This is a genomic window from Citrobacter freundii complex sp. CFNIH9 (assembly GCF_002903305.1).
Classification (GTDB): domain Bacteria; phylum Pseudomonadota; class Gammaproteobacteria; order Enterobacterales; family Enterobacteriaceae; genus Citrobacter; species Citrobacter portucalensis.
On sequence record NZ_CP026238.1, the window covers coordinates 563,538 to 585,049 of the forward strand.

A 21,512-nucleotide genomic window follows, 5' to 3' on the forward strand; every position below is an offset into this window, starting at 1 on the left:
GATGGGTATTTTCTCCATTGCCAATCAGCATATCCGCTTTGCGGTAAAACTGGCGTGCGCGATTGTACTGGCGCTGTTCGTTGGTTTTCACTTCCAACTTGAGACTCCGCGTTGGGCGGTGCTGACTGCAGCCATTGTGGCGGCAGGCCCGGCCTTTGCTGCCGGTGGGGAACCCTATTCAGGGGCTATTCGCTATCGCGGCATGCTGCGTATTGTCGGGACATTTATCGGTTGTATTGCCGGACTGATCATTATCATCAGTATGATCCGCGCTCCGTTATTGATGATCCTGGTGTGCTGTATCTGGGCCGGATTTTGTACCTGGATCTCGTCACTGGTGAAGATCGAGAACTCCTATGCCTGGGGGCTTTCGGGCTATACGGCGCTGATCATCGTCATTACTATTCAGGCCGAACCGCTGCTGACGCCGCAATTTGCGCTCGAACGTTGCAGTGAAATTGTGATGGGGATTGTCTGTGCCATTGTGGCCGATCTGCTTTTCTCTCCCCGTTCGATAAAACAAGAGATTGATGTTGAGCTGGACAGCCTGCTGGTGGCGCAATATCAACTGATGCAGTTGTGCATTAAGCACGGCGACAGCGAGGTTGTGGATAAAGCCTGGGGCGATTTAGTCCGTCGTACGGCGGCGCTGGAAGGTATGCGCAGTAACCTGAATATGGAGTCTTCGCGCTGGGGGCGTGCTAACCGCAGGCTTAAAGCATTGAACACGCTGTCGCTCACGCTTATCACGCAGTCCTGCGAAACCTATCTTATTCAGAACACCCGACCGGAACTGATCACTGATACTTTCCGCGAGTTGTTCGATACGCCGGTTGAAACGGTGCAGGATGTCCATAAACAGTTGAAGCGGATGCGTCGGGTTATTGTCTGGACTGGCGAACGTGAAACACCGGTAACGATTTATAGCTGGGCAGGTGCGGCGACGCGCTACCTGCTGCTCAAACGTGGTGTGGTGAGTAATACCAAGATTAGCGCTACGGAAGAAGAGATCCTGCAAGGTGAGCCGGTGGTGAAAGTGGAGTCTGCCGAGCGTCATCATGCGATGGTTAACTTCTGGCGTACCACGCTTTCTTGTGTGCTGGGGACCTTATTCTGGCTATGGACCGGATGGACCTCCGGCAGCGGTGCAATGGTGATGATTGCGGTCGTCACCTCGCTGGCAATGCGTTTGCCAAATCCTCGCATGGTGGCGATAGACTTTATCTATGGGACGTTGGCAGCGTTACCGCTCGGAGCGCTCTATTTCCTGGTGATTATCCCTAATACGCAACAAAGCATGCTGTTACTGTGCCTGAGCCTGGCGGTGCTGGGATTCTTTCTGGGGATTGAGGTACAGAAACGACGGCTGGGATCGATGGGGGCGCTGGCCAGCACCATTAATATCATTGTGCTGGATAACCCGATGACCTTCCACTTCAGCCAGTTCCTTGACAGTGCGCTGGGGCAGATTGTTGGCTGCGTGTTGGCGTTTATCGTCATTCTGCTGGTGCGTGATAACTCTCGTGACAGAACAGGTCGCGTATTGCTCAACCAGTTCGTGTCGGCGGCAGTTTCAGCGATGACCACCAATGTAGTACGTCGTAAAGAAAATCATCTTCCGGCACTTTATCAGCAGCTGTTTTTGCTGATGAACAAGTTTCCCGGCGATCTGGCGAAGTTTCGCCTGGCGCTGACGATGATCATCGCGCATCAGCGCCTGCGTGATGCACCGGTACCGGTAAACGAGGATCTATCCGCATTCCATCGTCAGCTTCGGCGTACTGCCGATCACGTAATTTCAGCAGGAAATGACGACAAGCGCCGACGCTACTTTAGCCAGTTACTGGAGGAGCTCGAGGTCTACCAGGAGAAATTAATTATCTGGCAAGCACCGCCGCAGGTGACCGAGCCGGTAAAACGACTCAGTGGGATGCTGCACAAATACCAGCATGCGCTGGTCAGTAATTAAGAGTTGTAAACCGACGCTAAAAGCGTCGGTTTTTTTATGGCTATACTTAGCTGAAAATGCGAGAGACCCCTGGATATTGGCGGTCTGTAGAGTAGCTGGCGTCGGGATGGTGGCTATAGATGAACATCTATACATTTGATTTTGACGAGATAGAAGATCAGGGCGATTTCTACCGCGAGTTCACGCGCACATTCGGTCTGGCCCGGGAAAAGGTTGTTGATTTGGATTCTCTGTGGGAGGTGGTGATCGGGGAAGTCTTACCGCTGCCGCTGGAGATTGAATTTGTCCATTTACCGGACAAGCTGCGCAGGCGATACGGCGCGTTGATTTTACTGTTCGATGAAGCGGAAGAAGAGCTGGAAGGGCAGTTGCGTTTTAACATTCGTCACTCAATGTAAGACATAAAAAAGCCCCCGGCAGGCGGGGGCAAGTCGTCGGACTTAGACGACGAGGGTTTATTTGTAGAGTTCTGCAGTAGCGTGCCAGTGAGCACCTTCACGGAGTTCGGTGACGCGATAGCTGCTGGCGCCTGCTTTTTCAGCTTTAGCGGCGATGGCCTGACGCATGTCCATTGGTGAACTACCGATCTGAGAGACGGAGACGCTACCGATGGATTGCAGATTCTGTGCTTCTTGTGAGTTCACCTGAGTAACCGCGGCGCTTGCACCGAAGGAGAGAACAGAAAGAAGGCTTAAGGTTGCAATAGTAGTTTTGATTTTCATGATATTTACCTCGTCGAATTCTTTTATTGGGGTCTGTGTTTCGTGACCCTCATCACAAAATCAAGTATACACTAATCACCCGATAAATTAATACCACGCTAATTGTTTCATTGGGTTTTGAGTGTTAAGAAAATGATTTTTTATAACTCAATGGAATTAAAAAGAGCATTTTAAACAGCTTATACAAAATAAATTTAATTAAATCATGTAGATACTTGATTTTGCAAAATGTGCGTTTTTAAGGCTGCACATTCACCATGTGAATGTATTTTGATGGTTAAACGCACCATTTGTTAAATCAATAGCAGTGGAAAAGAGAAGGAGGGGGATGAAAAGAGAGTGTTTTCCCCCGCCGCGAGGCGACGGGGAGGTGGTATTACAGTTCTTGTTCGAACAGTTCCAGAATGGCTTCGTACAGATCTTTTACCGTAAAACCCTTAGCTGGGGTGGTGAAGATGGTATCGTCACCGGCAATCGTACCCAGGATACCTTCCGCTTTCCCCAATGAGTCCAGCAGACGTGCAATCAACTGAGCAGCGCCAGGGCTGGTATGAATAACTACGACCGCATCGTTATAGTCGATATCCAGCACCAGATTTTTCAGCGGGCTGGAGGTCGTGGGTACGCCCAGTTCCGCCGGAAGACAGTACACCATTTCCATTTTCGCATTGCGGGTACGCACGGCGCCAAATTTGGTCAGCATGCGTGAAACCTTGGACTGATTGATATTATCAAAGCCCTGATCCTGCAACGCGAGGACGATTTCGCCTTGAGAGCTGAACTTTTCTTCTTTAAGTAGCGCTTTAAACGCCTTTACTAATTCTTCTTGTTTTGCCGAGCTTCGCATAAGTCACCCGTAATATGGCGGTAGAAACAACATTATTGTGCATACAGATGAATTTTTATGCAAACAGTCTGCCTTGTTCAAGGCTGAAATAATGTTATGAAAGAGCGGAATTTTATCAAATTTCGTTATCAAGAAACATGCCTGTGTCACGGCTCGCAAATAAGGTTAAAAGTAAATTAAATGTTATCAAATTGATGTTGTTTTGAGAGGCGGGTAGGGTATATTGTCAGCACCTGTTGGAAAGTTGCTCTACTGTGTGGGTGGTTTTGAATTACGTAACTTAGGTTTTATTTTACGTAAGTTAAATGCATAAAAGCCAAATTTGCGTGACTACGCATTCTTGACGCGTGGTTGTTGTATTCATTGGATTTGTGAATTAAGGTCGCCGCCGCGGAGCAATAGACATTTTGCTTATCAATATAATAAGGAGTTTAGGATGAAAGTTGCAGTCCTCGGCGCTGCTGGTGGTATCGGTCAGGCGCTAGCATTACTGTTAAAAACCCAACTGCCTTCAGGTTCAGAACTCTCCCTGTACGACATCGCTCCAGTAACACCTGGTGTGGCCGTTGATTTGAGCCATATCCCTACTGCTGTGAAAATCAAAGGCTTCAGCGGCGAAGATGCTACCCCTGCACTGGAAGGTGCTGATGTGGTACTGATCTCTGCGGGTGTCGCACGTAAACCGGGTATGGATCGTTCCGACCTGTTCAACGTCAACGCCGGAATCGTGAAGAACCTGGTGCAGCAAGTTGCTAAAACCTGCCCGAAAGCGTGTATCGGTATCATCACCAACCCGGTGAATACTACCGTTGCCATCGCTGCAGAAGTGCTGAAAAAAGCAGGCGTATACGATAAGAACAAACTGTTTGGCGTGACCACGCTGGACATCATCCGCTCCAACACCTTTGTTGCGGAACTGAAAGGCAAACAACCAGGCGACGTTGAAGTTCCGGTTATTGGCGGCCATTCTGGCGTGACCATCCTGCCACTGCTGTCACAAATTCCTGGCGTAAGCTTCACCGAACAAGAAGCAGCTGACCTGACTAAACGTATCCAGAATGCGGGTACTGAAGTTGTGGAAGCCAAAGCCGGTGGCGGTTCTGCAACCCTGTCTATGGGTCAGGCTGCTGCACGTTTCGGCCTGTCCCTGGTTCGCGCATTGAGCGGCGAAAAAGGTGTGGTTGAATGTGCTTACGTTGAAGGCGACGGCCAGTATGCTCGTTTCTTCTCTCAGCCGCTGCTGCTGGGTAAAAACGGCGTAGAAGAGCGTCAGTCTATCGGCAAGCTGAGCGCGTTTGAACAAAGCTCGCTGGAAGGCATGCTGGATACGCTGAAAAAAGATATTACTCTGGGCGAAGAGTTCGTTAAGTAACGCGAGAGAGGCCTGCGTGTATTTGTAGGCCTGATAAGCGTAGCGCCATCAGGCATTACGTACTAACTCTCTACGATATCGCCTAATAAAAACCGGAGCCACATGCTCCGGTTTTTTTATGGTCAGTAGGCCGCCAGACGTGACGTTAATTGGTGGCCGGGTATTCCTGGATCGTTACCTGCAGCGTCAACTGTTTGTCATCACGCATCACGACAACGGAGATAACTGAACCTGGTCGAATCTCTGCCACCTGGTCCATCGTTTCCAGCGCAGACACCGCCGGTTTGTTATTGACCGAGATAATCAGATCGTTAACCTGAATGCCCGCCTGCGCTGCCGGACCATCCGGGGAAACTTCGTTAACCACAATCCCCTGAATTTGATCCATCCCGCCGCCCTGAGCGTGCAGTGGTGCAATTTCGCGACCGCTGATACCGATGTAGCCACGAATCACGCGCCCGTCACGAATCAGCTTATCCATGATTTTAGTCGCCAACTGAAACGGAATGGCAAAACCGATCCCTTCCGGGGTTTCGCCATCGTTGCTCTTATCAAATGACAGCGTGTTAATCCCCATCAATTCACCCAGTGAGTTGACCAGCGCACCGCCGGAGTTTCCGTGGTTGATGGAAGCATCTGTTTGCAGGAAGTTTTGCCGTCCTGTCGGGTTCAGGCCAATTCGACCGGTGGCGCTGATGATCCCCTGAGTGATGGTTTGCCCAAGGTTGTACGGGTTACCGATGGCGAGTACTACGTCACCAATGTGCGGCACGCGTTTGTTATTAATTGGGATTGTTGGCAGCCCGCCAGTGGCGTTGATTTTCAGCACCGCAAGGTCGGTTAACGTATCAGACCCCACAAGCAGCGCTTCAAATACGCGGCCGTCCTGCAATGCGACGATGATTTGGTCGGCATCGTTAATGACGTGCTTATTGGTAATGATATAGCCGCGCTGATCCATGATAACGCCTGAGCCGAGCGTGCGGATCTCAAGCTGGTTGTGCGCGGTACTGTTCATACTGCGGTTATAAACGTTCACAACGGCAGGCGCTGCGCGGCGAACCGCCGGGTTATAGCTGGCAGGCGTTTCATCTGCACTGTCGAACTGCGGTGCGGTAAGCGTATTAATTTTTCGCAGAGAGGGCATCGCGGCCAGCAGGATGGCGCCGACGATTAAACCAATCGCGACCGAACGTAAAAGCTTCACAAACATGATGGCGGCGTCATTAATAAAGGGAACGGCAGCAGCATATCACGAGTTTGCCGGACATCACACGAGGGGCTGATGTCCGGTTGCATGCGTTAACGCAGGAGCAGGTAAATACTCTCGTTACCGCGCACCACCTGCAGAGCAATGATCGACGGTTTCGCTTCCAGCACTTTTCGCATTTCGGCGATTGAGTTTACGCGATCGCGGTTAACGCCAATGATAACGTCATCTTTATGCAGACCGGCCTGTGCTGCAGGGCTGCTTTTTTCTACGTTATCAATTCTGATTCCTTTGGTGCCGTCTTTTAACTGACCATCGCTGAGCGTGGCCCCTTGCAACGCAGGCGCAATCATCTCTGCGCTGGCGGACGATGATGTGCTGGTATCGAGGGTGACTTCAACCTCCAGCGGTTTACCGTTACGCAGCAGGCCCAGTTTGACCTTGGTTCCAGGTTCAGTTGTCGCAATGCGTGAACGCAGTTCGGCGAAGCTGTTGAGCGGTTTACCGTTGAGACTGGTAATGACGTCGCCGGACTTCACTCCCGCTTTTGCGGAGCCGGAGTTAGGCAGAACCTCACTGACAAACGCGCCACGCTGTACGTCCAGTTTGAACGCTTTGGCGATATCCGAGGTCATTTCGGTGCCTTTGATACCCAACAGACCGCGTTTGATTTCACCAAACTGCATCAGCTGCTGTGCCAGCGTGCGCGCCATGTTGCTCGGGATTGCAAAACCAATCCCGATGCTGCCGCCGCCGGGGGCCAGAATCGCAGTGTTAATACCGATCAGCTCACCGTTCAGGTTGAGCAATGCGCCGCCGGAGTTACCGCGGTTGATAGAGGCGTCAGTCTGAATAAAGTTTTCCAGACCTTCCAGGTTCAACCCACTGCGACCCAAGGCAGATACAATGCCGGAGGTGGCTGTTTGACCCAAACCGAACGGGTTACCCACAGCCACCGCGAAATCACCCACGCGAAGTTTGTCGGAGTCAGCAATGGCAATTTGCGTCAGGTTGCTGGGGTGCTGAATTTGTAGCAGTGCGATATCGCTCTGATCGTCGCTGCCGATAAGCTTAGCGTCGAACTCACGGCCATCATTAAGCTGAACGCTGATTTTTTGCGCCTGATTAATAACGTGGTTATTGGTCAGAACGTAGCCTTTGGCTGCGTCAATGATGACCCCTGAGCCCAGCCCTTCAAAGGGTTGTGACGGTTGATCGGGAAGTTCATCACCAAAAAACTTTTTGAACTCTTCCGGGACTTTCTGCCCCTGAGTGGCGGTGCCTTCAACCCTTACGCTCACCACGGCAGGTAACACTTTCTCCAGCATCGGAGCGAGGCTGGGAAGCGCAGCCTGACCGGGAACCTGGCCGGGGATAGACGCTGCGGCCGGGAATGGCGCCGAGAGAGTTAACCCGACACTTAACGCTAATGCACTCAACAGCTGGGTTTGTTTTTTCATGGATCCTGCTCTCGTACCTTGAGTAAACGGAAGATGATTCAAAACAGGTTGATGTTATTGAATTTTCGGTTAGGTCACAATGCGGCTAACGACTAAATAATAGCTGGGACAGGAAGAGAAGCGGAGGGCGCAATTGCTGCGCCCAATAAATTTCTTAACGATGTGCGGTTAGTCGCGCTTTGCGCCGCTACGCAGCAGGCCGGATGCCCCTTCAGAATAGTCACGTGGCATCTGAACCGGCGCCTGATCGTTGCCTGCTTCAGACTCTGCCAGACGGTTACGGAACGGGTTGTTTTCCGGCGACATACCCGGCAGCAGGTTGCTGGAGCTTTTCGCCATGTGCTGGTAAATCTGACGATAATCGTCCGCCATGTTATCCAGCAATTCAGCGCTGCGGGCAAAGTGGCTCACCAGCTCTTCGCGGTACTCTTCCAGCTCAGCTTTATTTTTTTCCAGTTCGTACTGCAATGCCTGCTGTTGGCGTAATTTACGATTACCAAAACGCATGGCTACAGCACCAATAATGATACCGACGACTAACCCAATTAGCGCATATTCCCAGGTCATGAACATCTCCCGTTGTCTTGTGTTTCCGTAGGGTGTTGGCTTTAGGCTCCATGCCTGCGCCTGATTATGCCACTATAACCGCTAATCCCGTAGAAGTGGAATCCCGTGTTTATATCACGTAATGTAGAACGGCCTTTTTTTCGTCAACCGTGAGCGACGGCACATCGATTCTCAAGGAATAACAATAACATCATGCAAAGCTTTTCCCCTACATCGCGTTACCAGCAAGCCCTCAACGACGGCAGTCATCAACCCGACAACGTACAACTCGAAGCCGTGAATCGACTGGAAACAATTTTCCAGGCGCTTACAACGCCAGCACGTCCTGCGCCGCAGGAGAGTGGACTGATGGCGCGTTTTGGTAAGTTGCTGGGCAAGCGTGAGTCACCGATCAACGCGCCGGTGCGTGGTTTATATATGTGGGGCGGAGTTGGGCGCGGAAAAACCTGGCTGATGGATCTGTTCTACCATAGCCTGCCGGGCGAACGTAAACAGCGTTTGCACTTCCACCGTTTTATGCTGCGCGTCCATGAAGAGCTTACTGCTTTACAGGGGCAGAGCGATCCGCTGGAAATCATCGCCGACCGCTTTAAGGCCGAAACGGACGTGCTGTGCTTTGACGAATTTTTTGTTTCCGATATCACCGACGCCATGCTGCTCGGCGGCCTGATGAAAGCGCTGTTTGCCCGCGGTATTACGCTGGTGGCGACCTCCAATATTCCGCCAGATGAGCTATATCGTAACGGTTTGCAACGCTCCCGTTTTCTTCCTGCCATTGATGCCATCAAACAGCATTGTGACATCATGAATGTCGATGCCGGCGTCGATTATCGTCTGCGCACCTTAACGCAGGCGCATTTGTGGTTGTCGCCATTGAATGAGGAAACCCGCCAGCAGATGGATAAACTCTGGCTGGCATTAGCGGGAACCAAAGGTGAACATGCGCCAACGCTGGAGATCAATCATCGTCCGATGCAGACGCTGGCCGTCGAAAACCAAACGCTGGCGGTGTCGTTTACCACGCTCTGCGTTGATGCCCGGAGTCAGCATGACTACATTGCGCTGTCGCGTCTGTTTCACACGGTGCTGTTGTCTGATGTGCCGGTCATGACCCCGCTGATGGAGAGTGAAGCGCGACGCTTTATCGCATTGGTGGATGAGTTCTACGAACGCCACGTCAAGCTGGTGGTCAGTGCGGCATCACCCCTCTATGAAATTTATCAGGGCGAGCGTCTGAAGTTTGAATTTCAGCGTTGTTTGTCGCGTTTGCAGGAGATGCAAAGCGAAGAGTATCTGAAGCGGGAACATTTAGCCGGTTAAACCTGCCGCAAATCACATAAAGGGGTCGATCTTTGACCCTGACTTCTCTATAATCTTGCGACCCCACGTTACGAGAGAGTTTTTTCCCAAAACTTTCTATGCGCCGGCATAGGCTATTCGAAGGGGTAGGTTTGCTGGACAATGTCGTGTGAACCTCAACTGACAAAACGTTTGGGTGTTCACCAACGTGTAACTTATTTATTTGGGTAAGCTTTTAATGAAAACTTTTACAGCTAAACCAGAAACCGTAAAACGCGACTGGTATGTTGTTGACGCGACCGGTAAAACTCTGGGCCGTCTGGCTTCCGAACTGGCTCTGCGCCTGCGCGGTAAGCACAAAGCGGAATACACTCCGCACGTAGATACCGGTGATTACATCATCGTTCTGAACGCTGACAAAGTTGCTGTAACCGGCAACAAGCGTACTGACAAAGTGTACTATCACCACACCGGCCACATCGGTGGTATCAAACAAGCGACCTTTGAAGAGATGATTGCTCGCCGTCCTGAGCGTGTGCTTGAAATCGCGGTTAAAGGCATGCTGCCAAAAGGCCCGCTGGGTCGTGCTATGTTCCGTAAACTGAAAGTTTACGCTGGCAACGAGCACAACCACGCGGCACAGCAACCGCAAGTTCTTGACATCTAATCGGGATTATAGGCAATGGCTGAAAATCAATACTACGGCACTGGTCGCCGCAAAAGTTCCGCAGCTCGCGTTTTCATCAAACCGGGCAGTGGTAAAATCGTAATCAACCAACGTTCTCTGGAACAGTACTTCGGTCGTGAAACTGCCCGCATGGTAGTTCGTCAGCCGCTGGAACTGGTCGACATGGTTGAGAAACTGGATCTGTACATCACTGTTAAAGGTGGTGGTATCTCTGGTCAGGCTGGTGCGATCCGTCACGGTATCACCCGCGCTCTGATGGAGTACGACGAATCCCTGCGTGGCGAACTGCGTAAAGCTGGCTTCGTTACCCGTGATGCTCGTCAGGTTGAACGTAAGAAAGTCGGTCTGCGTAAAGCACGTCGTCGTCCTCAGTTCTCCAAACGTTAATTGTACTCTGCTTCGGCAGACGACAATTTGCGAAAAAACCCGCTTCGGCGGGTTTTTTTATCGTTATTTCTCGCCTCAGATCCACGGTAATCCGCTGATTGCCACCTCTTTTTCTCCATTTCAAGAATCGACTCACCACAAAGGTCACAAAATCTGGTAAACTATCATCCAATTTTCTGCCCAAATGTCCGGTATCGTTCATTTTTTGTTTGTATTTTGAACAGTAATGACTTTCCCGAGTCTGGGTGACATCACTTCTGGCTGGCCACTGAGTGGCTGGTAGCAGTAAAAATTCTGAATATACCTGGAGGTTTTCATGGCTGTCGCTGCCAACAAACGTTCGGTAATGACGCTGTTTTCTGGTCCTACTGACATCTATAGCCATCAGGTCCGCATTGTGCTGGCTGAGAAAGGTGTTAGTTTCGAGATTGAGCATGTGGAGAAGGACAATCCACCTCAGGATCTGATCGACCTCAACCCGAATCAGAGCGTACCGACACTGGTGGATCGTGAGCTGACCCTGTGGGAATCTCGCATCATTATGGAATACCTGGATGAGCGCTTCCCGCATCCGCCGCTGATGCCGGTTTACCCGGTTGCGCGTGGTGAAAGCCGCCTGTACATGCAGCGTATTGAAAAAGACTGGTACACGCTGATGAACGTCATCGTGAACGGTTCTGCTTCTGAAGCCGAAGTCGCGCGTAAGCGTCTGCGCGAAGAACTGCTGGCAATCGCGCCAGTATTTGGCCAGAAACCTTACTTCCTGAGCGATGAGTTCAGCCTGGTAGACTGCTACCTGGCGCCTCTGCTGTGGCGTTTACCGCAGCTGGGTATTGAATTCAACGGTGCAGGTTCGAAAGAACTGAAAGGGTACATGACTCGCGTCTTCGAACGTGACTCTTTCCTGGCTTCTCTGACTGAGCCTGAACGTGAAATGCGTCTGGGCCGGGGTTAACCTGTATGGATTTGCCACAGCTAACACCACGCCGTCCGTATCTGCTGCGCGCGTTCTATGAGTGGTTGCTGGACAACCAGCTCACGCCGCATCTGGTGGTGGATGTGACGCTCCAGGACGTGCAGGTTCCAATGGAATATGCGCGTGACGGGCAAATTGTTCTGAATATTGCACCGCGTGCGGTGGGCAACCTGGAACTGGCTAACGATGAAGTGCGCTTTAACGCGCGCTTCGGTGGTGTGCCGCGTCAGGTGTCTGTGCCGTTGGCTGCCGTTCTGGCAATTTATGCACGTGAAAATGGCGCCGGTACGATGTTTGAACCGGAAGCCGCCTACGACGAAGATGTTGCCAGCTTAAATGATGACGACAACGACACGTCTGGTTTTGAGAGTGAAACGGTCATGTCGGTCATTGATGGCGATAAACCTGATAATGGCGACGACAACGATCCGGATGATACTCCGCCACCGCCTCGCGGTGGGCGTCCAGCGCTGCGCGTAGTGAAATAAGTAGTGAAATGAAAAACAGGCCCTTTGGGGCCTGTTCTGTTTTCTGGCTTTGGTATCAATAAAACAGCGCGATGGTGGCTACCATATTCACCACAAATCCTACTGCCATCGGGATTGCTGTACGTTTTACCACTTCAAAGGGCGATACGCCGGCAATACCCGATGTCACGACAATTACAGCGGTTATGGGTGACACCGCGCGGGCAAGCGTAGTGGCAAAATGCATCGGCATAATCATTACTACGGCAGGAATATGCAGCCCGGCGGCAATATCCGGAATGAGGCTGGCAAAAGACATAAACGGCGCGTTGCCTGACCCCATGACGATTGCGCAGGCGGCGATGACCACCGCCATGATGATCATCACGCCGATGCCGCCAAGACCGGAATGCTCTGCGCCTTTTATTACGGCATCGACTGTCCCGATAGTCGTCAACCCTTTCGCAAAGATTTCACCGGCGACCACCAGGGTGACAACGTTGGCAAACTGTGTCCCCATGCCGTCAAAAAAAGCCTGCACATCATCCATCGTTTCGCGCAAATTATGTTTATGCAGGAATTCAACAAACATAGTCAGCGTCATGCTCATCAACATTACCACCACCAGATTCAACTCTGCTTTCATTAGCCCCATTTGTGCAAGGGCAAGCGAGCCCAGCATCAGGATCAGCGGCATCACCGGCAAAATGGCGTAATAGAGCGGGGGTACGTTTTCCAGCGCCTTTTGTTCCGCAAATCCGTTACTTTCCGGTGCGGCTTTTTTATCAAATTGACGCTGAACGAAAAAATGCGCAATGGCGACGGCGACAATGACACACGACGCGACGGGCAACTGGTATTGAAAGAAATAGGTGGCGATTTTCATGCCCGCGACCTGCGCGGCAAAAATAGAGTTGGTTTCCAGAATGCCCCATTCAATCGACATCGAAGTGGCAATGACCGCAACAGCGGATAAACGACTCACGCCAAGGCTAACCAGCGTTGGGAACAGCGTCACCATCAGCAACATACCTAACCCGGATGCGCTGGTAATGAACTGCGCCATGATCTGACCAATCACATAGGTGGCGGCAAGAACTACATAGGGGGAACGGATTAGCTTGAGCGGGCGACTTAACAGGCTAACCATCGCTCTGCTGGCCCCCATTCTGTCCATATAACGGGCATAACCGCCCACCGCCATGATTGATAACCCCAGCCCGGCCGCGCGGTTGGAGAGCATACGCAAAATTTCATTGTAAATATCGACCAGTAGATAGCCACTGCTTTTGTCGTTAGCGACCAACGCGCCGTAGCCCAGCCAGACGCCGCAGATCATCAGGAAGATCCCGGCGGCGGCCAACACGACCTGCGGTTTGTAGTTTTTGAGGATCAGGTAACCCATCGTTAATAAAACGATGACAGAGATAATGATGCCGAACATTGTTTCACTCCATGTCAGAGAAGAAGATAAATCCGGTAATAACGCTGCTGTCAAAACGGATGTTATATTTTTCTGGGTATTTTTTATGGAGTGAATATCTTATTTTTAATTCGATGGTGTAATTATTTATCGTTATAAAATAGACGGTTATGATAAATTATCACGTTCATATTCATAATTTTCATGAAGGTATTTAACTCCATTCAATTAAAATGAGGCAGAAGATACTCGCTTAAAATAATATTGCTGTTACGTATATTATCAATAGGCCAGCCGGATCAGATCGTCCATCATTTCACCCTGCTTTCGATCCTGTGTTAGGATAAACCTGCTGTTGTTTGTCACCACGACTTAGCTGAATGGACCCTATGAACGCATTTGATTCGCAAGCTGAAGACTCTCCATCCACCATTGGCCGTAGCTTACGCAATCGCCCGTTGGCGCGTAAAAAACTGTCTGAAATGGTTGAAGAAGAACTGGAGCAGATGATTCGTCGTCGGGAATTTGGCGAGGGCGAACAGTTGCCGTCTGAGCGGGAGCTGATGGCCTTCTTTAACGTGGGCCGTCCTTCTGTACGAGAAGCGCTGGCCGCGTTAAAACGCAAAGGTCTGGTACAAATCAACAACGGCGAGCGCGCCCGCGTTTCGCGTCCTTCAGCTGATACCATCATTAGCGAGCTGTCAGGTATGGCGAAAGATTTCCTCGCACATCCCGGCGGCATTGCCCACTTCGAGCAGTTGCGACTGTTCTTTGAATCCAGCCTGGTACGATACGCCGCCGAACATGCGACAGATGAGCAAATCGACAGACTGGCTAAAGCACTGGAGATCAACAGCCAGTCGCTCGATGACAATACGTTGTTCATCCGCTCGGACGTTGATTTTCACCGTGTACTGGCTGAGATCCCGGGCAATCCTATCTTTATGGCTATCCATGTTGCGCTGTTAGACTGGCTGATTGCCGCCCGTCCGACCGTCGCCGATCAAGAGTTGTATGAGCACAACAACGTGAGTTATCAGCAGCATATCGCGATTGTCGACGCAATTCGCCAGCGCGATCCTGAAGAAGCTGACCGCGCACTGCAAGAACATCTCAATAGCGTTTCCGCGACCTGGCATGCCTTCAGCAAAAGTAAAAAATTGCGTAAGTGATCGCGATCCTGACGATCGTTTAAACACAAAATCATTCAAGTTGCATCAAGGCGGCAAGAGAGCGAGTTCCCTGGAGCATAGATAACTATGTGACAGGGGTGAGCGAACGCAGCTAACGCAGAGGCGGCTCGAAGGATGAAGTGTTTAGTGAAGTAGATCGCACTATAAGCGTTCTGTATTGTATTGCTGCTTATTTGATCTGGTATAACAGGTATAAAGGTATGCAGTTAGATAACACTAATCATCGTCGGAGGTCGTTATGGCAAGAGATTTAAAAGGCGTAATGCCAGCGTTGTTAACCCCATTCGATAACCAACAGAGACTGGACATCGAGAGTCTGCGCCGCCTGGTGCGTTTCAACATTGGTCAGGGTGTAGACGGGCTCTATGTCGGTGGCTCAACGGGTGAGGCCTTTGTCCAAAACCGCGTTGAAAGAGAGCAGGTACTGGAAATTGTTGCCGAAGAGGCGAAAGGTAAGGTGACGCTGATCGCCCATGTTGGCACGGTGAGTACTGAAGAGAGCCAACAGCTGGCGAGTGCGGCACATCGTTACGGCTTTGATGCCGTTTCGGCCGTTACACCGTTTTACTATCCGTTCAGCTTTGAAGAACATTGCGATCACTACCGCGCAATTATTGATTCCGCTGATGGTTTACCGATGGTGGTCTATAACATTCCGGCGCTGAGTGGCGTAAAACTGACGCTGGATCAAATCAACACACTGGTGACGCTGCCAGGCGTTGGCGCACTGAAGCAAACTTCGGGCGATCTCTATCAGATGGAACAGATCCGCCGCGCTCATCCCGATCTGGTGCTTTATAACGGCTATGACGAGATCTTTGCTTCCGGACTGCTTGCGGGCGCAGATGGCGGTATCGGTAGCACTTACAACATCATGGGGTGGCGCTATCAGGGAATTGTGAAAGCGCTCAAAGAAGGTGACATCCGCACGGCGCAAAAGCTGCAAACCGAGTGCAATAAGGTTATCGATCTGCTTATTAAGGTTGGCGTGTTCCGCGGCCTGAAAACAGTATTGCACTATATGGATGTGGTTTCTGTCCCACTGTGCCGTAAACCCTTTGCTCCGGTAGATGAACACTATCTGCCGGAACTGAAAGCGCTGGCAAACCAACTGCTGGCGGAAAAGGCGTAATCACGGGTCGCCGGGGGCGCTTCGCTTGCCCGGCCTGGATCTTCGACCGTAGGCCGGGTAAGGCAAAGCCACCACCCGGCACAACAACAAAAATCGTCGGGAGAGTAAAATGAGTACTTCTACCCAGAACATCCCGTGGTATCGCCATCTCAATCGGGCACAATGGCGGGCATTTTCCGCCGCCTGGCTGGGATATTTGCTTGATGGTTTCGATTTTGTGTTAATCGCTCTGGTGCTGACAGAAGTGCAGGGCGAATTCGGACTGACGACGGTGCAGGCTGCCAGCCTGATCTCGGCCGCCTTTATCTCCCGTTGGTTTGGCGGGTTAATGCTGGGGGCAATGGGCGACCGCTACGGACGCCGCCTGGCAATGGTCACCAGCATCATTCTGTTCTCTGTGGGAACGCTGGCCTGCGGTTTCGCGCCGGGCTACACCACCATGTTTATCGCCCGCCTGGTTATCGGTATGGGAATGGCCGGTGAGTATGGCTCCAGCGCAACCTATGTTATTGAAAGTTGGCCTAAACACCTGCGAAACAAAGCCAGTGGTTTCCTGATTTCCGGCTTTTCCGTTGGTGCCGTGATCGCCGCCCAGGTCTACAGTCTGGTGGTCCCGGTCTGGGGATGGCGCGCGCTGTTCTTCATCGGCATCCTGCCAATTATCTTCGCCCTCTGGCTGCGTAAAAATATTCCAGAAGCGGAAGACTGGAAAGAGAAACACGAAGGCAAAGCGCCGGTACGCACGATGGTGGACATTCTCTACCGGGGCGAGCATCGGGTAATTAATATTCTGATGACGCTCGCCGCTGCAACCGCGTTGTGGTTCTGCTTTGCTGGCAACCTGCAAAATGCGGCTATCGTGGCGGTTCTTGGACTGATATGCGCGTTTATCTTCATTAGCTTTATGGTGCAAAGCAGCGGGAAACGCTGGCCGACGGGCGTGATGCTGATGGTGGTCGTGCTATTCGCCTTCCTGTACTCGTGGCCGATTCAGGCGCTGTTGCCAACCTATCTGAAAACGGAACTGCTGTACGATCCTTCCACGGTGGCCAGAGTGCTCTTCTTTAGCGGTTTTGGTGCGGCGGTTGGGTGTTGCGTCGGCGGTTTTCTTGGTGACTGGCTGGGCACGCGTAAAGCCTATGTCTGCAGTCTGCTGGCCTCGCAGTTGCTGATTATTCCGGTGTTTGCGATAGGCGGTTCAAACGTCTGGGTACTGGGTTTGCTGCTGTTTTTCCAACAAATGCTCGGTCAGGGGATCTCCGGGATCTTACCAAAACTGATTGGCGGCTATTTCGATACCGATCAGCGTGCGGCGGGACTGGGCTTCACCTATAACGTAGGCGCACTGGGCGGGGCTTTGGCACCGATCATCGGCGCACTGATTGCCCAACGTCTTGATCTGGGTACCGCGCTGGGATCGCTCTCTTTCGGCCTGACATTTGTAGTGATCCTGCTGATTGGTCTCGATATGCCGTCCCGCGTACAGCGCTGGCTGCGTCCTGAAGCGTTACGTACGCATGACGCCATCGATGGTCGACCGTTTAGCGGGGCCGTGCCGTTCGGCGGTGACAAAAGCACCATGGTGAAATCCAAAAGTTAATCCAGTTGCCCGGTGCTGAACCGGGCAATAGCCGTAAGGGAAGAATATGTCGTTCTTTGAGCTACAGAGCGCCACCACGATGCATGAGGCGGCGTCATGACCACACTGGCGATTGATATTGGCGGCACCAAATTGGCTGCCGCGCTGGTAGACAACAATCTGCAAGTCCGCGAGCGGCGTGAGCTGCCGACGCCTGCCAGTAAAACGCCGCAAGCGCTGCGCGCCGCGTTACAAACACTGGTTGCCCCGCTACAGGGGCGTGCTAATCGGGTGGCGATCGCCTCGACGGGGATTATCCGTGAGGGGGCTTTACTGGCGCTGAATCCGCATAACCTCGGCGGATTGATGCATTTTCCGCTGACACAAACGCTGGAGCAAATCACCGACCTGCCGACGCTGGCCGTCAATGACGCACAGGCAGCGGCGTGGGCTGAGTACCATGCGCTTGGTGGTGAGTACCGCGATCTGGTGTTTATTACCGTCTCCACAGGCGTGGGCGGGGGAGTCGTCAGCGGTGGGACACTGCTGACCGGAGTCGGCGGTTTGGCTGGGCATCTGGGACATACGCTGGCCGATCCGCATGGGCCTGTTTGCGGCTGCGGGCGTGTGGGCTGCGTTGAGGCGATCTCATCCGGTCGTGGAATAGCGGCTGCTGCCGAAGGCGCGCTTGCCGGATGCGACCCCAAAACTATTTTTAGCCGTGCCGGGCAGGGGGATGAGCAGGCAAGCCGGTTGATCCATCGCTCAGCGCGTACTTTGGCAAGGCTTGTTGCCGATGTGAAGGTCACGACCGATTGTCAGTGCGTGGTCATTGGCGGTAGCGTTGGGCTGGCTGAAGGGTATCTGGCGCTGGTGGAACATTATCTGGCACAAGAGCCTTGGGCCTATCACGTGGAATTGCTGGCGGCGCATTACCGTCATGACGCTGGATTACTGGGGGCCGCGCTGTTGGCCCAGGGAGAATGATGATGATATCAGATGCGTTGAATTCACTGCCTTCTGCCGGATTACATCCGGTCTTGCAGCAGGCGTTAACGCTTGCCATTGCGGCGAATCCGCAGGAGAAAACGCCTGGGCGCTACACGTTGCAGGGCGAGAATATTTTTATGAATGTCATGCAATTTACAACGCAGAGCCCAGAGCATAAGAAAGCGGAGCTGCATCAGCAGTACATTGATATTCAGATGCTGTTGTCCGGCGAAGAACGGATTCTGTTCGGGATGACCGATTCTGCTCGTCACTGCGAAGAGATGCACATCGAGGATGATTATCAGCTGTGCAGCCAGATTGCCGATGAACAGGCTATGGTACTGAAGCCGGGAAAATTTGTGATTTTTATGCCGGGCGAGCCGCATAAACCGGGTTGTGTGGTGCAGACCCCGATGGACATCAAAAAGGTGGTGATCAAAGTCCGCGCCAGCTTATTACAAGCTTGAGAATGAGAGACTGTGTCGGATGGCAAGGCTTACGCCATCCGACATGGAATGTAACGACCTAGCGCTTAAACGTCACCGTTTCTGGCTGCGTCAGATGCAGTGTGGTTTGGCTTGGGACCGTCTCGGCAATGACTCGACCATGACGAATGGAATAACGGGCAGGCGTCTGGCGACGAACCGCGTCAAACCCATTTTCTGCAGGCAAAATCACCAGATTCGCAGAATTCCCCACGTTCAGACCATAGTCCTGCAGATGCAGGGTTTTCGCGCTGTGGGTGGTGACCAGGTTCAACCCATCGTTAATTTGTCCGTATCCCATCAGCTGGCACACGTGTAATCCCATATGCAGCACCTGCAGCATATTCGCAGTGCCCAGCGGGTACCACGGATCGAAGACGTCATCATGACCGAAGCAGACGTTGATCTCCGCTTCCAGCATCTCTTTGACGCGCGTAACACCACGACGCTTAGGATAAGTGTCAAAGCGCCCTTGCAGGTGAATATTCACCAGTGGATTTGCGACAAAGTTAATGCCGGACATTTTCAACAGGCGGAAAAGACGGGAAGCATACGCGCCGTTGTAGGAATGCATCGCCGTAGTATGGCTGGCGGTCACGCGCTCGCCCATATTGTAGCGATGCGCCAGCGCCGCAACGGTTTCAACAAAGCGGGATTGCTCATCATCGATTTCGTCACAGTGCACGTCGATAAGTTTGTCGTATTTTTGCGCCAGAGCGAAAATCTTATGCAGCGACTCTACGCCATATTCACGCGTGAATTCAAAGTGCGGGATCGCGCCAATGACGTCGGCGCCCAGACGTACGGCTTCCTCCAGGAGCGCTTCACCGTTGGGATAAGAAAGAATGCCTTCTTGCGGGAACGCGACAATCTGTAGCTCTACCCACGGAGCGACTTCTTGCTTCACCTCCAGCATGGCTTTTAGCGCCGTCAACGTAGGGTCGGAAACGTCAACGTGAGTACGGACATACTGGATGCCGTTGGCCATCTGCCACTTCAGGGTCTGCATGGCGCGCGCTTTGACGTCTTCGTGAGTGAGCATTGCCTTACGTTCAGCCCAGCGTTCAATGCCCTCAAACAGCGTACCAGACTGATTCCAGCTCGGCTCGCCCGCGGTTTGCGTAGTGTCCAGATGGATATGTGGCTCAACGAACGGTGGGATAGCCAGACCGCCTTCAGCATCAAGCACTTCACCCTGTGGTAACGTCGCTGCGTCTTGAGGCTCAATACGGCTAAAGCGCCCGTTTTCAATCGTGATTTGCCATAACCCTTCACGTCCCTGTAAACGCGCCTGATGAATGGTGATGTTATTATTCTGCATGGCTGACCTCCGGGGATTTAGCAAGGCTGCGATTGAAAAGTGGATTCAGCAGGATATAGCTGAATACGCCGCCGAGTACGGCATTGACGGGCACGATGCCGGGAATATAGTGGCCTGCGGCAATGCCCAGTGCAACGGACAGGATCGCTATCCAGTTTACGGAAATAAATTGCGCTTTGCTGAAGTCGGCATAGCGGCGATGGTTCAGCAGATAGTCGGCGATGATCACCCCGCCAATCGGGGGAATCGCTGCCGACAGAAATGTCAGCCAGCCGACAAAGTTATTGTAAAGCCACAGCGCGCACAGTGTGCCAATAATACCGTTAGCCACCGACAGCGTACGGCTGGAAAGGCCGGTAATATTGGCAAATCCCAGGCCCGATGCGTACAGCGCATTATCGTTGGTGGTCCAGATATTCAGGCCGAGAACGATGATCGCGGGCAGCAGCAGTCCCTGGGCAATCATCACGTCAGAGATATCCGCCTGTCCAACCGCAGCCGCGCCCGCAGCGCCGAAGATGAACATCAAGGAGTTGCCAAGGAAAAACGCCACCATGGCGATCAGCACCGCGCCTTTGGCGTTGCGGCCAAAACGGACGAAGTCAGCGGTTAATGTCCCTGCGCTGACAAACGAGCCGACTACCAGCGCCAGTGCGGTGGAGAAATCCAGCGGCGTTTGCGGCACTATCGCTTTTAAATGCTCCAAACCGCCGACATCGCTCACTGCCAGCCAGACGGAGTAGCTGCCAAGTACGACGATGGCAGGCACGGCGATGATAGATAAAACGGTCAGCGCTGAGATGCCAAAAAAGATGGTCAGGGTCATCAACAGACCGGAAACCGCAATCAGGATATTGACGTCAATTCCCGTTGCTTTGCCAACCGGGATAGCAAACATGGCCACACCAACGCCAAACCAGCCTACCTGTGTGCCGCCTAACAGCAGAGAGGGAAGCCATGAACCTTTCACACCAAATGAGTAACGTGCCAGAAGGTGGGTTGAGAGCCCTGTTTTTGCGCCGATAAAACCGAGAAATGCAGTGTAAATACCGAGGAGAAGATTACCGAAGAGAACTGCCAGGAAGAAATCATTATAAGAAAGACCGGTACCGAGTGTGCCACCGGTCCACATACTGGCGGAAAAGAATGTGAGTCCCAACATGACAAATGTTAGTGGAACTACGCCTTTTCGCGCCGCCAGAGGGACGGGGCCCTGGCTATAATTGTTGTCTTGCGACACAACGCCTCCATGAATTTTGCCCAAAAAATCCGCCGCATAATATACAGTTCTCAACGTAAAGCAAACGTTTTCGTCTGGTTTTTACATGGTTATTATTCATGATGTTGATCTGTTTGGGGTGTTAAGGTTATTTGCCCTGTTTACTAAACGTGTTGTCAGACTGGCTTAATCGGCAGGTTTGGCGG

The 21,512-nt window shown here is 52.2% G+C and carries 21 protein-coding genes; 13 read left to right on the forward strand and 8 right to left on the reverse strand.

The genetic code is table 11. The features are described from left to right. Window position 1: 1 nt before the first annotated feature. Together aaeB and C2U43_RS02880 are read left to right on the forward strand one after the other, a co-directional pair. Window positions 2–1,969, forward strand: coding sequence for a p-hydroxybenzoic acid efflux pump subunit AaeB (gene aaeB / locus C2U43_RS02875; RefSeq protein WP_071444711.1), 1,968 nt, complete (start codon window positions 2–4; stop codon window positions 1,967–1,969). Window positions 1,970–2,088: 119 nt separating this feature from the next. Next, window positions 2,089–2,367, forward strand: a complete 279-nt coding sequence (locus tag C2U43_RS02880) for a barstar family protein (protein WP_103284665.1) — start codon at window positions 2,089–2,091, stop codon at window positions 2,365–2,367. A gap of 57 nt (window positions 2,368–2,424) precedes the next feature. Here C2U43_RS02880 and yhcN read toward each other — a convergent pair whose 3' ends face one another. After that, a complete protein-coding gene (yhcN, locus tag C2U43_RS02885) occupies window positions 2,425–2,691 on the reverse strand; it encodes a peroxide/acid stress response protein YhcN (protein WP_003828812.1) in 267 nt (88 codons plus the stop codon). Between the two features lie 376 nt (window positions 2,692–3,067). Then, on the reverse strand, window positions 3,068–3,538 hold the full coding sequence (argR, locus tag C2U43_RS02890) for a transcriptional regulator ArgR (protein ID WP_003025162.1): 471 nt from the start codon (window positions 3,536–3,538) through the stop codon (window positions 3,068–3,070). A gap of 436 nt (window positions 3,539–3,974) precedes the next feature. On the opposite strand from argR, the gene mdh reads away from it, so the two are divergent. Beyond that, complete coding sequence (gene mdh / locus C2U43_RS02900; RefSeq protein WP_008785953.1) at window positions 3,975–4,910, forward strand: malate dehydrogenase; 936 nt, start codon at window positions 3,975–3,977, stop codon at window positions 4,908–4,910. A gap of 145 nt (window positions 4,911–5,055) precedes the next feature. Here mdh and degS read toward each other — a convergent pair whose 3' ends face one another. The 3 genes from degS to zapG all read right to left on the reverse strand — a co-directional run bounded on the left by degS (window position 5,056) and on the right by zapG (window position 8,147). After that, entirely contained in the window at window positions 5,056–6,123 is a 1,068-nt protein-coding gene (gene degS / locus C2U43_RS02905; RefSeq protein ID WP_008785952.1) for an outer membrane-stress sensor serine endopeptidase DegS, read from the reverse strand. An 89-nt stretch (window positions 6,124–6,212) separates the two neighbouring features. After that, on the reverse strand, window positions 6,213–7,580 hold the full coding sequence (gene degQ, locus C2U43_RS02910) for a serine endoprotease DegQ (RefSeq protein ID WP_008785951.1): 1,368 nt from the start codon (window positions 7,578–7,580) through the stop codon (window positions 6,213–6,215). A 168-nt stretch (window positions 7,581–7,748) separates the two neighbouring features. Continuing rightward, on the reverse strand, window positions 7,749–8,147 hold the full coding sequence (gene zapG / locus C2U43_RS02915) for a Z-ring associated protein ZapG (protein ID WP_003025147.1): 399 nt from the start codon (window positions 8,145–8,147) through the stop codon (window positions 7,749–7,751). 192 nt (window positions 8,148–8,339) lie between these two features. On the opposite strand from zapG, the gene zapE reads away from it, so the two are divergent. From zapE to sspB, 5 genes are all read left to right on the forward strand, one after another. Continuing rightward, window positions 8,340–9,467 (forward strand): cell division protein ZapE, encoded by a 1,128-nt coding sequence (gene zapE, locus C2U43_RS02920; RefSeq protein WP_103284666.1) that lies wholly within the window; start codon window positions 8,340–8,342, stop codon window positions 9,465–9,467. 217 nt (window positions 9,468–9,684) lie between these two features. Continuing rightward, window positions 9,685–10,113, forward strand: coding sequence for a 50S ribosomal protein L13 (gene rplM / locus C2U43_RS02925; protein ID WP_003025141.1), 429 nt, complete (start codon window positions 9,685–9,687; stop codon window positions 10,111–10,113). Between the two features lie 15 nt (window positions 10,114–10,128). Further along, window positions 10,129–10,521 (forward strand): 30S ribosomal protein S9, encoded by a 393-nt coding sequence (gene rpsI, locus C2U43_RS02930; protein WP_003025138.1) that lies wholly within the window; start codon window positions 10,129–10,131, stop codon window positions 10,519–10,521. A gap of 316 nt (window positions 10,522–10,837) precedes the next feature. After that, window positions 10,838–11,476 carry a stringent starvation protein SspA gene (sspA, locus tag C2U43_RS02940; protein WP_003025132.1) on the forward strand — a complete coding sequence of 213 codons (639 nt, stop codon included), beginning with the start codon at window positions 10,838–10,840 and terminating at the stop codon, window positions 11,474–11,476. A 5-nt stretch (window positions 11,477–11,481) separates the two neighbouring features. Continuing rightward, window positions 11,482–11,985: a ClpXP protease specificity-enhancing factor gene (sspB, locus tag C2U43_RS02945; protein ID WP_032945142.1), complete on the forward strand. Its 504-nt coding sequence runs from the start codon at window positions 11,482–11,484 to the stop codon at window positions 11,983–11,985. A gap of 55 nt (window positions 11,986–12,040) precedes the next feature. Here the strand turns inward: sspB and dcuC are convergent, their stop codons facing one another. Then, on the reverse strand, window positions 12,041–13,408 hold the full coding sequence (dcuC, locus tag C2U43_RS02950; protein WP_057067985.1) for an anaerobic C4-dicarboxylate transporter DcuC: 1,368 nt from the start codon (window positions 13,406–13,408) through the stop codon (window positions 12,041–12,043). 359 nt (window positions 13,409–13,767) lie between these two features. Here dcuC and nanR point away from each other — a divergent pair, with 359 nt between their 5' ends. From nanR to nanQ, 5 genes are all read left to right on the forward strand, one after another. After that, complete coding sequence (gene nanR, locus C2U43_RS02955; RefSeq protein ID WP_008785946.1) at window positions 13,768–14,559, forward strand: transcriptional regulator NanR; 792 nt, start codon at window positions 13,768–13,770, stop codon at window positions 14,557–14,559. Between the two features lie 259 nt (window positions 14,560–14,818). Beyond that, a complete protein-coding gene (gene nanA, locus C2U43_RS02960) occupies window positions 14,819–15,712 on the forward strand; it encodes an N-acetylneuraminate lyase (RefSeq protein ID WP_003828793.1) in 894 nt (297 codons plus the stop codon). A gap of 109 nt (window positions 15,713–15,821) precedes the next feature. Then, window positions 15,822–17,312, forward strand: a complete 1,491-nt coding sequence (gene nanT / locus C2U43_RS02965; RefSeq protein WP_003828791.1) for a sialic acid transporter NanT — start codon at window positions 15,822–15,824, stop codon at window positions 17,310–17,312. Between the two features lie 96 nt (window positions 17,313–17,408). Then, window positions 17,409–18,278 carry an N-acetylmannosamine kinase gene (gene nanK, locus C2U43_RS02970; protein ID WP_103284667.1) on the forward strand — a complete coding sequence of 290 codons (870 nt, stop codon included), beginning with the start codon at window positions 17,409–17,411 and terminating at the stop codon, window positions 18,276–18,278. Between the two features lie 2 nt (window positions 18,279–18,280). After that, window positions 18,281–18,748 carry an N-acetylneuraminate anomerase gene (nanQ, locus tag C2U43_RS02975; RefSeq protein ID WP_057067638.1) on the forward strand — a complete coding sequence of 156 codons (468 nt, stop codon included), beginning with the start codon at window positions 18,281–18,283 and terminating at the stop codon, window positions 18,746–18,748. A gap of 58 nt (window positions 18,749–18,806) precedes the next feature. Here the strand turns inward: nanQ and C2U43_RS02980 are convergent, their stop codons facing one another. Together C2U43_RS02980 and codB are read right to left on the reverse strand one after the other, a co-directional pair. Continuing rightward, complete coding sequence (locus tag C2U43_RS02980) at window positions 18,807–20,087, reverse strand: cytosine deaminase (protein WP_032945132.1); 1,281 nt, start codon at window positions 20,085–20,087, stop codon at window positions 18,807–18,809. Next, a complete protein-coding gene (gene codB / locus C2U43_RS02985; RefSeq protein ID WP_032945130.1) occupies window positions 20,077–21,327 on the reverse strand; it encodes a cytosine permease in 1,251 nt (416 codons plus the stop codon). Before codB ends, C2U43_RS02980 begins: the two co-directional genes overlap by 11 nt. Window positions 21,328–21,512: the final 185 nt, after the last annotated feature.

Bases quoted from the DNA above. Each gene is read 5' to 3' on its own strand.
- aaeB (WP_071444711.1), top strand. From the start codon at position 2: ATGGGTATTTTCTCCATTGCCAATCAGCATATCCGCTTTGCGGTAAAA.
- C2U43_RS02880 (WP_103284665.1), top strand. From the start codon at position 2,089: ATGAACATCTATACATTTGATTTTGACGAGATAGAAGATCAGGGCGAT.
- yhcN (WP_003828812.1), bottom strand. From the start codon at position 2,691: ATGAAAATCAAAACTACTATTGCAACCTTAAGCCTTCTTTCTGTTCTC.
- argR (WP_003025162.1), bottom strand. From the start codon at position 3,538: ATGCGAAGCTCGGCAAAACAAGAAGAATTAGTAAAGGCGTTTAAAGCG.
- mdh (WP_008785953.1), top strand. From the start codon at position 3,975: ATGAAAGTTGCAGTCCTCGGCGCTGCTGGTGGTATCGGTCAGGCGCTA.
- degS (WP_008785952.1), bottom strand. From the start codon at position 6,123: ATGTTTGTGAAGCTTTTACGTTCGGTCGCGATTGGTTTAATCGTCGGC.
- degQ (WP_008785951.1), bottom strand. From the start codon at position 7,580: ATGAAAAAACAAACCCAGCTGTTGAGTGCATTAGCGTTAAGTGTCGGG.
- zapG (WP_003025147.1), bottom strand. From the start codon at position 8,147: ATGACCTGGGAATATGCGCTAATTGGGTTAGTCGTCGGTATCATTATT.
- zapE (WP_103284666.1), top strand. From the start codon at position 8,340: ATGCAAAGCTTTTCCCCTACATCGCGTTACCAGCAAGCCCTCAACGAC.
- rplM (WP_003025141.1), top strand. From the start codon at position 9,685: ATGAAAACTTTTACAGCTAAACCAGAAACCGTAAAACGCGACTGGTAT.
- rpsI (WP_003025138.1), top strand. From the start codon at position 10,129: ATGGCTGAAAATCAATACTACGGCACTGGTCGCCGCAAAAGTTCCGCA.
- sspA (WP_003025132.1), top strand. From the start codon at position 10,838: ATGGCTGTCGCTGCCAACAAACGTTCGGTAATGACGCTGTTTTCTGGT.
- sspB (WP_032945142.1), top strand. From the start codon at position 11,482: ATGGATTTGCCACAGCTAACACCACGCCGTCCGTATCTGCTGCGCGCG.
- dcuC (WP_057067985.1), bottom strand. From the start codon at position 13,408: ATGTTCGGCATCATTATCTCTGTCATCGTTTTATTAACGATGGGTTAC.
- nanR (WP_008785946.1), top strand. From the start codon at position 13,768: ATGGACCCTATGAACGCATTTGATTCGCAAGCTGAAGACTCTCCATCC.
- nanA (WP_003828793.1), top strand. From the start codon at position 14,819: ATGGCAAGAGATTTAAAAGGCGTAATGCCAGCGTTGTTAACCCCATTC.
- nanT (WP_003828791.1), top strand. From the start codon at position 15,822: ATGAGTACTTCTACCCAGAACATCCCGTGGTATCGCCATCTCAATCGG.
- nanK (WP_103284667.1), top strand. From the start codon at position 17,409: ATGACCACACTGGCGATTGATATTGGCGGCACCAAATTGGCTGCCGCG.
- nanQ (WP_057067638.1), top strand. From the start codon at position 18,281: ATGATATCAGATGCGTTGAATTCACTGCCTTCTGCCGGATTACATCCG.
- C2U43_RS02980 (WP_032945132.1), bottom strand. From the start codon at position 20,087: ATGCAGAATAATAACATCACCATTCATCAGGCGCGTTTACAGGGACGT.